The organism is Hydrocoleum sp. CS-953, assembly GCF_002260545.1.
GTDB lineage: Bacteria > Cyanobacteriota > Cyanobacteriia > Cyanobacteriales > Microcoleaceae > Trichodesmium.
Window position 1 is genome coordinate 1 of the sequence record NZ_LGSU01001452.1, and the last position, 13,913, is coordinate 13,913.

The window sequence follows — 13,913 nt, forward strand, 5'->3', positions numbered from 1 at the left end:
CTTCCCACACCTCCCACTCTCCCCACACTTCCTGCTTAACCTAATTTCCGAAGTTGTGTCAAAATAGCTTTATATTCTTGGGTAATATTAATTTTTTTCTTAGCTGTTTCTGGAGCTAATGATTTGAGAATTTTCTGGCATTTTTCACAACGATTACCTTTCCAACAATAACAATCATCTACTAACTGTAAAAGAGTCGATTTTAAATGATGATTTTCTGTTAGTAATGCCTGGTAATTCTTGTGAATAGATTCAACAACTAAACTAATATGTTGTAAATCTTGACTAAAATTTTCCAAGTCATTAATAGTATCAGCTCGAATTTGATGCTTTACTTCTATTTTTCCTCGCAAATTATCTTCCCACTGTTGCTTTTGTGGTGTTTTTGCACCGTGATGAATCGTGAATTTAGCGATTTTACTCATTTGTTTTGCTTTGAGTTTTCAGATGTTTTTCTAATTAAGAAAGACGTAATATTAGGACTTAAGCAGAAACCGGGTTTATCGACAAAATTTTCTGATTTAAACAACAAGGTAATAAACCCGGTTTCTTGTTTGGGTGCGTAGTTAATATTACGTCTCTACATTTTTATGAAGATAATGCAGTAACTACAGTCTCATTTCCAGATGGTAAAGCTGTATCATTACTCGCATTCAAACTCAGCACTGAACTATCAGAACTACTATTAGTATGAGCAGCCATCAAATTAGCAATTTCATGGGGAGATAAATTATCTAAACAAACCATTTTTCTGGTTCCTTCTAAGTCAANTAGTTAATATTACGTCTCTACATTTTTATGAAGATAATGCAGTAACTACAGTCTCATTTCCAGATGGTAAAGCTGTATCATTACTCGCATTCAAACTCAGCACTGAACTATCAGAACTACTATTAGTATGAGCAGCCATCAAATTAGCAATTTCATGGGGAGATAAATTATCTAAACAAACCATTTTTCTGGTTCCTTCTAAGTCAATCATTTTTGAGAGATTGGTTTCCTCAGAAAGCACTGCTGCTGCTTGATGAATAATTGACCAATCTGTGCGTTCTTGCCAACGCCATTTTAAACTGTAATAATTAATAGGTTTTACCACACCATTTTCATCTGGCTTTTGACCGCTATGCTTGACAAATTCAGGAATAAAAATTCCTGTTGCTGGTTCAACTCCATTGGCTTGAACTGAGGCAATTAAACGATTAAAATCATTCAATGAACGACTTNGCTGCTGCTTGATGAATAATTGACCAATCTGTGCGTTCTTGCCAACGCCATTTTAAACTGTAATAATTAATAGGTTTTACCACACCATTTTCATCTGGCTTTTGACCGCTATGCTTGACAAATTCAGGAATAAAAATTCCTGTTGCTGGTTCAACTCCATTGGCTTGAACTGAGGCAATTAAACGATTAAAATCATTCAATGAACGACTTTTAATATAGGTCACCATCAACACTCCTTGAGGTAATTCTCCTGACTCAGCGACAAACCAAAGTTGACCCCATAAAGTATTAGTTGTTTGACCTAAATTGCCAAAAAATTTGCTGAATTTGAGGATTGTCATTGATACTTTAGAGCCGTAATCTGTGTCTCCAATTACCCATTGTCCTGATTGACAATTATTACGAACTGCTATAGGAATTTCTGGTACTAATAAGGCTTGTTTTGGTTTGGCTCCAAAAACATTAATTTTTGCTTTTGTATTACTGTTAGACATTTTTTTGTTTCCTTTTAATTTGATTTATTTCTAATCAGTAGCATTCAGCAGTCAGCTATCAGCTATCAGCTTTTTAAGGTGTATAATGTCAAACCTATTTTGGTGTGACAATGAGTTATTAACTCATAGTTGAATGCTTACCTTTGAGCTACTTGAATGACAAAGATTTGAGATTAATTTTCGATGAGTCTAATGGGTAGTCGTGCGTAGTAATGGGAGATGGGGATAAACAACCACTAGCAAGGGAGCAAGATGCTCCCACTGTTCCCTTGAGCAGAATAATTACAATAGACTACTGGACTGTTTCAGCTAAAATAGTGCGTTAGAATTGTCATTGCGAACGATAGTGAAGCAATCTCTGGTAGATTTCCTATTGCACCATTTAAGATTAAACAATCCACTACTAGACTGAAACATCTAAAATGGTGCGTTACGACGGATTGTTAAATAGCTTGCACAGTCTAAATTTTAGCCGTCTAACGCACCCTACAAGGTTTGCTCCCCACACTGCCTACTCCCTAATTAATTAAATGTGACAATTTTGCAGGTTCTGGATATTTGTAATCTGTGGTTGCTTCTTCCTGAGCTTTAATAATTCGCAATGCTCCCAGTAAATGCTCTAACATTTCTATGTGAGCAGGAGTAAAATGAATGCTGAAACCTTCTCCATCCCTGGCGTATCCTGGGCAAACAAGAGAGGCAGAACTCTGTTCTTCATGGGTGGCAATATACAGCCAGTCTTCGTCTTCTAGTTTGTAGTGGGTGTCTGTCCAGGTTCTTAGCATGATGGTATCCTCCAGGTGGACTATGCTTGTGAACACTAAGGGTAAATTGACTAGGACTTACGCAGAAACCGGGTTTATCAACGAAATTTCTTGGTTTAAACAATAATCAGGGCAATAAACCCGGTTTCTTGGTTGGTTTGTGTAAGTCCTATTTACAATTAGCCAATTTGAGCATGACACTATATATAGATCATCATTTGAATTGACTGACTGTTCAACCTTACCAGTAGTGTGTTTTTGATTGATTTTTTTATCAACTAAATTTATTGTAGCGCTCGTTGATTTAATCGTCAAGGGTAAAGTTGAAATTTTCGTCAAAGTAGTCTAAAATACTTACCAGGAGGTAAAAAGACGTGGCAAAAAGTTTTGGAAAGCTAATTAGAAAGGCCCGCAAGGACAAAGGATACTCTCAAAGGGAATTGGCCAAGCACCTAGGAGTGGACTTCACTTATTTGTCCAAGCTAGAAAACGATCGCGCTGACTATGCGCCAAAAGAAGAAGTCATTCGTGGACTAGCGAAGCATCTCAATTTGAACCCAGAGGAATTAATTTTCCTTGCTGGTAGAATTCCTCACCAGTACGAGGAAATTCTCAAGGAGAACCCCCAAGAGATGGTTGCATTGTTTAGACGAATACGAGAATCTCCAGAGTTCGCTCAAAAAATATCTCAAGCGGCAAGGGAGAATGAAGTATGAGTATCCTGAAACCCTATAGCTTTTATCGCAAAGACTCGATTGAGCATAGGGCAAACGATCTGCTCAGGCGAATGCACAAAACCGGAAATTTTGCTCCCAAATGGCCTTTTGATGCTTCGTTAGTAGCTGATTTTTTGGATTTGGGAGTAGTTTGGGATTATATTCCGCCTGATGCAGAAGGAGCGATCGCTGCTCGAATATTACCAACCGAACGACTTATCGAAATCAATGAGGAAATTTTAGATAAACCTCAAGGGTTTCAAGAATCGACGCTTGCTCACGAAATTGGTCATTGGGTGCTACATATTAACCAAGACGAAGCAGATGGAGTTGTTCAACAATTGGAACTCGATCTCGGTAATTATGGAAAACCAAAAGAGTCAGAAGAACCTTTTGTTTGTCGGGGTGCAGGTAGCAGTAAAGTTGACTCTATTGAGTGGCAAGCACAATATTTTGCAGGTTGTTTATTGATGCCGAAGTCAATTCTGGAAGAGAAAAGACAAGGCAGAGATTTAACTAAGTGGTCAAACCTTTATAAAATCAAAGATGAGTTAGGTGTGAGTATTTCTAATTTAACTTATCGCTTGCAAGAGTTTGGTTGGATTTCTATTCCTAAAGGTAGTCGCACAATTTATCGGGGAGCTGCTGAAGTCAAGGGGCAAACACATTTATTTGGATAGGGTTCTAATACCAATTTGTTAAAGATATGGAAGATTAAAACCTTCCAAATGCCCCTTTTTAATGGGTTATCGGGGATAGCAAGGTCAGGTTTTACCCATGATTTTAGTCTAGACGAGCTAGTAGGATAAGTGGCAATAATGAATTAGTTTATCGGTGTCAAAATCTTTATATAGCTCTAGCTATAACAGATATTATGGTGAGCAAATATTGAGTAATACAAACTTGTGGTAACTCAAGCAATATTTACTCACCTGACTTTATTGTATCTAGATTTTTTCAATTCCTAGCTAATTTTTTTTTGCTGCTAAGTTAGGTACTTGAGTAAAAGAGTGAATGAAATTTTGAATCTGGTTAATATTATTCGTCCATAGTCCAGTTTCTTCATAGTATTTATTAGTTTTNTGAGCAAATATTGAGTAATACAAACTTGTGGTAACTCAAGCAATATTTACTCACCTGACTTTATTGTATCTAGATTTTTTCAATTCCTAGCTAATTTTTTTTTGCTGCTAAGTTAGGTACTTGAGTAAAAGAGTGAATGAAATTTTGAATCTGGTTAATATTATTCGTCCATAGTCCAGTTTCTTCATAGTATTTATTAGTTTTTCCAGGTTGAGAACAGAGAATATTTGCGCTAGTCACTACAGCAAATTTATCATCACATACCCAATATTTAGAGTGAGTTCCCATTAGTTTGAGTTGAAAATATTTAGGGTAAAGTCGTTTAAGTTCTTGTAGCTTAAACATAGCATTATATTTCCAAGTATTAGCAGGTGTTAATTCCCACCAACCATTACCAGGAATAATTATATTACCAATATCTTTTTGCCATCCCCAACCAATCTCTATTTTGACTTGNCAAATTTATCATCACATACCCAATATTTAGAGTGAGTTCCCATTAGTTTGAGTTGAAAATATTTAGGGTAAAGTCGTTTAAGTTCTTGTAGCTTAAACATAGCATTATATTTCCAAGTATTAGCAGGTGTTAATTCCCACCAACCATTACCAGGAATAATTATATTACCAATATCTTTTTGCCATCCCCAACCAATCTCTATTTTGACTTGGCGGTTAAGGGTGTTTTTTAATTCTTGAATCATATTATTGTCGAGACTATGACGGGTTAACCAAGGGCAAACAATAATGATTTTTTCTTGAGCTTGGCGTAGGGTTTTGAGGAGTAAATAACGATGTTGATATTTGCCAAGAATAATTCCTTGACAGTTAAAGGGGTCGGTATTTTCCCAATGGGAATTAGTGGTTGAAAACATTTGAATATCTCCTACTTATTTAGGTTCTGAGACTATTCTGCTGACAATTTCAGAATTTGTCGGTAAGATAAGTTAAGCAGTTTAGTCACCTGACTAAGTAAGAAAAAGTCAGGTTAAACTAAAAAGTAGGTTTTATAAATAAGAGAGAAATGGATGAGCAGGAAGCATTAGAAATTGTCAATGAGGCGATTTTTCAAAAGGAAAAAAGAAAATTGAAGGATATTGAAGAGCTGATTTTTAAGGGTTCTTTACAAAAACATACTTATGGAAAAATTGCTGACAATAGTGGTTATGATGAGCAGCATATTAAAAATGAAGGTGCAGCTTTTTGGAAGATATTATCAAAAGTATTGGGAGAAAAAGTCGGTAAGAATAATTTTTTAGGAGCATTAGAAAGAAGGCAATCTCCTGATACAACCCAGACTCAAGATTTTCATAAATCTAATAATTTAGAAGAAAAAATTAATGATTTAGTAGCCAAAGTACGTCTAAATATTCGAGAAATTATTTTAGACAACTGTGGCACTATGAAAGTNTCTCAACCGAAAAAAAAGCCGCCGAAAAGAAAAAATTAATGATTTAGTAGCCAAAGTACGTCTAAATATTCGAGAAATTATTTTAGACAACTGTGGCACTATGAAAGTATTAGATATGACTCAACCTATCGGCTTAAATGATATTTATACAAACGTTAATATCTTGAAAAAAATCACGAGTCGGATAGGAAAAGATATTTCTCAATTTGAGAAAAAGTACAATGCTGAAAATTTTGAACGTTTTGAAATTGGCGAAGTTAGTCAGGAAAGAATACCCGGAATAGAAATTGTTAAAAGTTATTCAAAACTGATGGTTTTAGGTAAACCAGGAGCAGGAAAAACTACATTTTTAAAATATTTGGCTATTCAATGTATTGACGGAGACTTACTTACACATCTTGTGCCAATTTTTATCACTCTCAGACAGTTTGCAGAAGCAGAAAACCAACCTAATTTACTAGAATATATAACTAAAATATTTTCTGATGATACTGTTTTTGCTCTAGAAATAGATAGCATTTTCAAAAATGGCAGAGCATTAATTTTACTAGATGGTTTAGATGAAGTTAGAGAAGCAGATCATAATCGTGTATTAAAACAAATTCGCGATATTTCTACTCGATATTCTAACAACCAATTTGTCATAACTTGTCGCATTGCTGCATGGGAATATAACTTTGATAAATTTATAGATGTAGAAGTAGCTGACTTTGATGATGAGCAAATAAACAATTTTGCTAATAATTGGTTTAAATCTAAAAATCCAGATATAGGTAAGAAATTTATTTCTAAACTTGAGGAAAATCCACCAGTTAAAGAATTAGCTACAAATCCTTTATTGTTAACTCTTTTATGTTTAGAATTTGAAGATTATTTGGATTTTCCCACAAATCGTTCAGAACTTTATGAAAGAGGAGTAGGTGTACTTTTAAGTAAGTGGGATGCTAAACGTGGAATTGAACGAGACCAAGTTTATAAAAGGTTATCTCTGAGGCGAAAAGAAGATTTGCTTAGTCAAGTTGCTGTGAAAACTTTTGAACGAGGTGATTACTTTTTTAAGCAAAGAGAATTACAGGAAAATATTAGTCTTTATATTTACAATTTACCTGATGCTAAAACCGATCCAGAAGCTTTGTTGATAGATAGTGAAACAGTTTTGAAATCTATTGAAGCACAGCATGGATTATTTGTAGAAAGAGCGCGTAGTATTTATTCTTTTTCTCATTTGACTTTTCACGAGTATTTTACAGCAAGGGGACTTTATGCAACTTCCAATGGTTTAAAAAATTTGGTAAATCATATTAGTGAGACTCGCTGGCGTGAGGTATTTCTTTTAGTAGCTGGTATNAGATAGTGAAACAGTTTTGAAATCTATTGAAGCACAGCATGGATTATTTGTAGAAAGAGCGCGTAGTATTTATTCTTTTTCTCATTTGACTTTTCACGAGTATTTTACAGCAAGGGGACTTTATGCAACTTCCAATGGTTTAAAAAATTTGGTAAATCATATTAGTGAGACTCGCTGGCGTGAGGTATTTCTTTTAGTAGCTGGTATGCTGCAAAATGCTGATGAATTTTTGTTATTGATGAAGGAGAAAATTGATAATTTATTAGCACGAGATGAAATATTACAAAGCTTTCTAAACTGGGGTCATCAAAAAGCTAGTTCAATTAAGCTGCCATTCGCAGCCATTGAGATCCGTATTTTTTATTTGGAACTAGAGGAAGACTGTACTTCTGATGATACTATGAGAGCTAGAATAAACTTAAATTTTTTTCATCATTTCTTAGAATTTAGGTATGTAGGACTTGATGATTTAGCAGAATACCTTCTCAACGATTATTCACTAGCAGATTATCATACTTTTAAAAATTCTATTGTGCTAGATAAAAAGTTTCAAAGCCTGTTTACTCATGCTTATTATGGGGATTATCGTGTTCTTTCCAAAGATATTGAAAGTATTTTAAATTTTGACCTGGAACCAAATCTCGAATATTCACTTCAACACCTCAAAAATAAACTACCTGATTCCCAACAATACGAACCAAATATGAAGGAGTGGTGGAAGATAAATGGTTATAATTGGATTCAAGAATTAAGAGCTATAATGATGGCATATAGAAATATTGGTCACGACTGGCAACTTACCCAAGAAGAAATGCAATTTAATGAAGAACAAATAGAATTACTGCAAAAATATTATGATGCTAACGGACTGCTAATAGAATGCTTAATGAGTGATTGTTTTGTCGCCAATGAAGTGNGATAAATGGTTATAATTGGATTCAAGAATTAAGAGCTATAATGATGGCATATAGAAATATTGGTCACGACTGGCAACTTACCCAAGAAGAAATGCAATTTAATGAAGAACAAATAGAATTACTGCAAAAATATTATGATGCTAACGGACTGCTAATAGAATGCTTAATGAGTGATTGTTTTGTCGCCAATGAAGTGCGCGATAAAATCGAATACGAACTATTTTTACCCATCGCTGAAATTGAAAAAAGGAAAGAGTAAAAGTGACATATAAAACCCAAGTAGCAGATACAACTTACGAGAGCTTCTAATTATCACTATTCAACCCGACATAATATTACCTACTCCCTATTCCCAACAAAATTATAAATTCAGTTCCTTTTCCTTCTGTCGAATTAACCAGAATTTCTCCACCATGTTTTTCGACAATAATTTGACGGGCGATCGCTAACCCTAAACCTGTTCCTTTACCCACGGCTTTTGTAGTAAATAAATGCTCAAAAATCTTTTGTTTAACTTCTTCACTTATTCCCTGACCATTATCAGCAATTGAGATTTTTACCTGGTTATTTTCAAGTGATGTTGTCACAGTAATTTGGTTGGGATTTACTTTAATTTCAGCAAAAGTTTTTCCTTCATTACTTTCTTCTAAAGCATCAATAGCATTACTCAAAATATTCATAAATACCTGATTCAACTGTCCCGCATAACATTTAATTTCTGGCAAGTTACCAGAGTTTTTAATCACTTTTATTTCGGGGCGTTTTTCGTTCGCTTTGAGACGGTGTTTTAGCATCATAATTGTACTATTAATACCATCCTGAATATTGGCAAGAACCGGATGATATTTATCAGCACGGGAGAAAGTTCTGAGACTGTTGCTAATATCTTTAATTCGCTTAACTCCCTCCAACATCGAATCAACTAACTTTGGTAAATCTTCCCGGATATAATCTAGTTCAATGGCTTCTATTTCCTCCTCAACTTCTGCGTCTAATTTCGGATATTTTTCTTGAATTAGATCCAGCAATTCAAATAAATCGTTGATATAATCTAACGCTAGTGGAATATTACCGCCGATAAAACCAACGGGATTATTAATTTCGTGAGCAACTCCAGCAACTAAATTACCCAGTGCTGACATTTTTTCACTTTGTACGACTTGAAGATGAGCTTGTTGTAATTCTTTAAATGCTTGTGTTAACTGTTCGGAATACTTTAGCGATCGCTCATATAGTTGAGCATTTTCTAGGGAAATAGCAACTTGGGAAGACAGGAGCTTAATCACACTGAGGCGATCGTGATTAAACACCCCACTCGTCAATTTATTTTCTAAATAAATAATCCCTACCAAATGACCTTGATTAATAATTGGGTTACACGATACACTCTGGGGGCGATGAGAGAGCATATAATGCCTGATTAAACCAGGAATACCTGTTTGACAATTATTTATAACAATTGTTTTTTTGGTGTTTTTGACGTAATGAATTATCCTTACAGGAATATCTTGAGAATCAGAGATACATTGCTGAGTCAGCATAGTTTGAATTCCCTCTCGATCGCTCCAGGTAATTGCTTTAACTTCCCAACTATTTTCTGCGGGAAGAATTAGTACAACTTTGTTCGCACCTGAGTTTTCTAAGATAATCCGAGTCATGCTACTAATGAGTGTATCTAATTCCAGAGAGCTGGAAATAGATTGAGCTGCTTTGAGTAAACTGGTAAAATCTAGAACATCAGAAATATTAGTGCTGGTTGTGTTAGCAGTGTAAGTCTGAGCCAGAGTTGCAACACTTTCTTTTAGATTTAGGTTCAGTCGTTCTTGTTGCAGGATAGGTTGCAGTAGTAGAGGGTAGCGTTTTTCTAAATCGTTGGTTTTGGTTTTGGCTGCCCAACGAGCATAATCATAATACGCTTCAATCATATATTCCTGAGCAATGCGTTCTTTCCCCCAGTCTAGGTAAAACTTAGCTGCTAGTTCATTGGCGAGGGCTTCTTCCTGGAGGAATGCGTTGGCTTGGGCACCAGCAATGGCGCGATCGTAAAAATCCACTGCACTGAGCTTGTTATTCAATACACGACACCTTTCCGCCTCAACCAAATCAAATTTATGTTGACAGTTCATTGGTGCATGAGTTGCCCAATGCTCCATTTTTTTCTGATTCATTTCCACTCTCTTGAGAATAGACTTTTGTTCTCCATCTAACGAAGAATAAACTGCCAAATGTGCCAACGAATCATAGAAATAGTACACAGGCGTAAACAACAACCCCGGAGCGCCCTCTAAATAAGATTCTACTTGCAAAGCATTTTCATAAGCTTGTTGAGGTTCTGAAAATAGGCAACTGAGTATTAATTTATTGAAATAAATATAGTAAAGTGCAAGTATATCATTATTTGTTTTCAGTTGCGGTAATGATGTTTCTTCATCATATACTTTGCCGTTCAACTCCCAAGGCTTTTTACAGGGATTAATTAAATTCAAGACTGCTTGTTGAAATATTTGATTAGACTTTAATGTTCCATCTTGTTTTAGNGTTCTGAAAATAGGCAACTGAGTATTAATTTATTGAAATAAATATAGTAAAGTGCAAGTATATCATTATTTGTTTTCAGTTGCGGTAATGATGTTTCTTCATCATATACTTTGCCGTTCAACTCCCAAGGCTTTTTACAGGGATTAATTAAATTCAAGACTGCTTGTTGAAATATTTGATTAGACTTTAATGTTCCATCTTGTTTTAGTCGCTTCAAGGCATCGCTACTCGTTACCATCTCTCGCTCAACTATCGTTAGTTCTTGCCCCGTACAGTAGGAATGGCTGGAAATGTGCATGGTAGCATACCCACCAAATTCAAAATTGCCACTCTCTAAACAACTTTGGTATGCCTTAGTAAGAATAGGCAATGTTTCTCTGAAATGTGCTTTGCCATGAACTGTACAAGCTCCTACCATGTGAAGTACACACGCTTTTATTTCTGGCGCATTGAACTCTTCCACTAAACGGGAACCTAATTTGCCAAATTGATATGTTGCTTCTACATCTCCAAATAGCCCGTTTAAGAGAAGACCATAAAAAGTATAGCCATAGCTAGAAAAAGAAGAAGTACCATGAAGCACTGATAAATTTATCAATTCGCACACCACTAAGGGTAACAAAGGTGATGCAGTTTGATAGCATGGTGTAAATAGACTTGCTAATATTCTTGCAGTCGCCAGTTTTTCTTCATCTACCATTAACGGTAGTTTTATCAATTCTTCAATGCTTCTCCCGTCTATATTTTTTTTCGCTTGTGCAAATGCTTTGTCAATATCTGAAGAGTCAACAGATTTTGGAAAATTGACTCCTACTAAACTTAGAGCTTCTAATCCAATTTCGAGAGCTTCTTGCTTTTTGATTTGTGCCATATAAGCTTGCACTTTGACAGCATAAACCTTTATTTTGTCAACTGCAGTTTTAGCCTGAGACAAAACAAGGTTTATCCATTCTTCCATTTCCTGAAAATTGCCATTCAGAGATGCGACTTCAGCAGCTAAGTCAAATAGATTTAGAGTCAGATCGTAGCGCTCCTGCCAACTATTGCTCGGTAATAATTCTAAACCCACATTTAAGTAGCGAAATGCTGCTTCGTAGGCAGCAGATGTTTTAGCTTTTTGTCCGGCAACAAGATTTAGTTCTGCCAGTTCGTAATGTTCTGACTCTGAGGTGAGTAGCTTAACGCCATAGTTCAGTTGATTAACAATTGAGAAGATAATTTCTTGATAAGTTTCCGGGGTTTTACCTTGCAGTAACAATCTCCCAATTCTTAAATGAGTGAGTTTTTTTTCATCTTCTGGAATTAGAGAATAAGCCGCTTGTTGGACGCGATCGTGCAGAAACTTGTAGCTAACTGTTATCTGTGCTTGAGTTGTGCCTGATATAGCTGATTTTGGATTCCCGAATGATGAGTCTTGATAAAACTTGTAAACTTCATTAATTGGAATTACAAATCCCTCTTTTAATGCTTTCCACAAGTCAGTAGCAGTTTCTGTAGACAAGCGATCGCTCACAGTTGCCAAGGTTTGCAAATCAAACTGGTTGCCAATACAGGCAGCTAATTTCAAGATATCTTGAGTCTCTATTGGCAATTTCTGTAATTGGGTTGCCATGAATTCAACAACATCTTCTGTCAGGGTGAGAGTTCGCACTGTCACCATATCACACTCCCAATGCCCCACCTGAATATCAAAGGTAATATAACCTTCCTCATGCAAGGCTTTGAGAAATTGTGTAGTAAAAAAGGGATTGCCCTGAGTTTTTTGGTAAACCAGTTCAGTCAGCGGTTTTGCCGACATCACCGAACAACTGAGGGTATCAGCAATCAACTGATTCACATCCGTCAAGCTCAACGCTGTCAGACTCAGAGTATTGAGGGTAGCTCCAGTTTTTTTCAGTTCCTCCAGACTCAACATCAGAGGATGAGCGGGGAACACTTCATTATCACGATAAGCTCCGATGATGAACAAATAACCGATATTACTCTCGCNTGAGTTGTTTGGTAAACCAGTTCAGTCAGCGGTTTTGCCGACATCACCGAACAACTGAGGGTATCAGCAATCAACTGATTCACATCCGTCAAGCTCAACGCTGTCAGACTCAGAGTATTGAGGGTAGCTCCAGTTTTTTTCAGTTCCTCCAGACTCAACATCAGAGGATGAGCGGGGAACACTTCATTATCACGATAAGCTCCGATGATGAACAAATAACCGATATTACTCTCGCTCATCAATAGCTGCATCAGATTCAGGGAAGCAGAGTCAGCCCATTGCAAATCGTCCAAAAACATCACTAGGGGATGATATGGAGTGGTGAAAACGGAAATGAACTTTTGGAATAGTAAGTTAAAGCGATTTTGGGCAGCATTACCAGAAAGCTCTGGTACAGGGGGTTGCTCGCCAATGATTTGTTCTAGTTCAGGAATCACCTCAATCAGCACTTGCCCACTTTCACCGACTGTCTCTAGGATTTTGCTCTTCCAATTAGCTAACTCCTTATCAAATTCAGTCAGCAGTTGTCCTATTAAGCTACGGAATGCTTGCACCAAAGCAGAGAAGGGAATATTACGATTAAATTGGTCAAATTTACCTTTAATAAAGTACCCTCGTCTTTGTACAATTGGCTTATGTACTTCATTCACAACAGCAGTTTTACCAATACCTGAAAACCCAGTCACCAGCATTAGTTCCGAAGCACCATTGGCAACTTTATCAAAAGCTTCCAGAAGTGTTTTAACTTCTTTTTCCCTTCCGTAAAGCTTTTCAGGAATGAGAAAGCGATCGCTCACATCCCGTTGTGCAATTTCAAATTCTTGAATTTCACCTGTCTGTTGAAGTTGAGTTAAACAGTATTCTAAATCTAATTTTAATCCCAAAGCACTTTGATATCTACTTTCGGCATTTTTTGCCATTAATTTGTTAACAATATTCGATAAAACAGATGGGATTTCGGAATTAATTTTATGGAGTAGGGGTGCTGGTTTTGCTAGATGACAATGTACTAATTCCATGCCATCTTCTGAGTTAAAAGGTAATTCTCCACTCAGTAATTCATAGAAAGTTACACCTAATGAGTAGAAGTCACTCCGATAGTCAATTCCTCGGTTCATTCTACCTGTTTGTTCGGGAGAAATATAACCTAGTGTTCCTTCTAATACGTTAGGATTTTGTATTTCTTGAGTTTCTTTAGGTAATAGGGAAGCAATACTAAAGTCAATTAATTTAACTTGTTTAGTTTCGGGATTAATTAATATATTACTGGGTTTAATATCTTTATGAATAATTCGCTCTTGATACAAAATTTCTAGAGCATTACACTTTTCGGAAGGGTTTTGGTGGGAGTTTCAACTTTTTTATTTACTTTTTCATTACCCGCAACCTATGCGCGGATTGCTATATCTGTCCTGACACTCTTAAGAAAAA

8 protein-coding genes and 2 pseudogenes are annotated in these 13,913 nt (G+C 36.0%); 5 read left to right on the forward strand and 5 right to left on the reverse strand.

Annotated elements, in window-relative coordinates; all coding sequences use genetic code 11:
• Positions 1-35 precede the first annotated feature (35 nt).
• A complete protein-coding gene (locus AFK68_RS30685; protein ID WP_246844562.1) occupies positions 36-425 on the reverse strand; it encodes a hypothetical protein in 390 nt (129 codons plus the stop codon).
• A 1,811-nt stretch (positions 426-2,236) separates the two neighbouring features.
• Positions 2,237-2,503, reverse strand: coding sequence for a hypothetical protein (locus AFK68_RS30700; protein WP_094677776.1), 267 nt, complete (start codon positions 2,501-2,503; stop codon positions 2,237-2,239).
• 353 nt (positions 2,504-2,856) lie between these two features.
• Between AFK68_RS30700 and AFK68_RS30705 the strand changes: the two genes are divergently transcribed.
• Both AFK68_RS30705 and AFK68_RS30710 read left to right on the forward strand, forming a co-directional pair.
• The gene (locus AFK68_RS30705; RefSeq protein ID WP_094677778.1) at positions 2,857-3,198 is read left to right on the forward strand and encodes a helix-turn-helix domain-containing protein; all 342 of its coding nucleotides are present in this window, start codon (positions 2,857-2,859) and stop codon (positions 3,196-3,198) included.
• The gene (locus AFK68_RS30710; RefSeq protein WP_094677780.1) at positions 3,195-3,878 is read left to right on the forward strand and encodes an ImmA/IrrE family metallo-endopeptidase; all 684 of its coding nucleotides are present in this window, start codon (positions 3,195-3,197) and stop codon (positions 3,876-3,878) included. The genes AFK68_RS30705 and AFK68_RS30710 overlap by 4 nt, the downstream gene beginning before the upstream one ends.
• A 493-nt stretch (positions 3,879-4,371) precedes the next feature.
• Here the strand turns inward: AFK68_RS30710 and AFK68_RS30715 are convergent.
• Positions 4,372-4,737: pseudogene (locus AFK68_RS30715) on the reverse strand (hypothetical protein); the annotation flags it as partial.
• A 1,262-nt stretch (positions 4,738-5,999) separates the two neighbouring features.
• Between AFK68_RS30715 and AFK68_RS30730 the strand changes: the two are divergent.
• The 3 genes from AFK68_RS30730 to AFK68_RS47080 form a co-directional block, all read left to right on the forward strand.
• A partial coding sequence (locus AFK68_RS30730; RefSeq protein ID WP_246844563.1) for an NACHT domain-containing NTPase occupies positions 6,000-7,036 on the forward strand: 1,037 nt, incomplete at its 3' end.
• Between the two features lie 17 nt (positions 7,037-7,053).
• Positions 7,054-7,953 (forward strand): NACHT domain-containing NTPase (locus AFK68_RS30735; protein ID WP_371357628.1); only part of this gene is annotated, 900 nt, incomplete at its 3' end.
• 2 nt (positions 7,954-7,955) lie between these two features.
• Positions 7,956-8,213, forward strand: a complete 258-nt coding sequence (locus AFK68_RS47080; RefSeq protein ID WP_371357629.1) for a hypothetical protein — start codon at positions 7,956-7,958, stop codon at positions 8,211-8,213.
• Positions 8,214-8,289: 76 nt separating this feature from the next.
• Here the strand turns inward: AFK68_RS47080 and AFK68_RS30745 are convergent.
• Together AFK68_RS30745 and AFK68_RS30755 are read right to left on the reverse strand one after the other, a co-directional pair.
• Positions 8,290-10,491: ATP-binding protein (locus AFK68_RS30745; protein ID WP_143438461.1), on the reverse strand; the 2,202-nt coding region annotated here is incomplete at its 5' end.
• 1,991 nt (positions 10,492-12,482) lie between these two features.
• Positions 12,483-13,804, reverse strand: a pseudogene (locus AFK68_RS30755) (AAA family ATPase); the annotation flags it as partial.
• Between the last annotated feature and the right edge of the window lie 109 nt (positions 13,805-13,913).

Excerpts from the sequence above, each read along its gene's own strand:
- AFK68_RS30685 (WP_246844562.1), bottom strand. The coding sequence starts at position 425 with ATGAGTAAAATCGCTAAATTCACGATTCATCACGGTGCAAAAACACCA.
- AFK68_RS30700 (WP_094677776.1), bottom strand. The coding sequence starts at position 2,503 with ATGCTAAGAACCTGGACAGACACCCACTACAAACTAGAAGACGAAGAC.
- AFK68_RS30710 (WP_094677780.1), top strand. The coding sequence starts at position 3,195 with ATGAGTATCCTGAAACCCTATAGCTTTTATCGCAAAGACTCGATTGAG.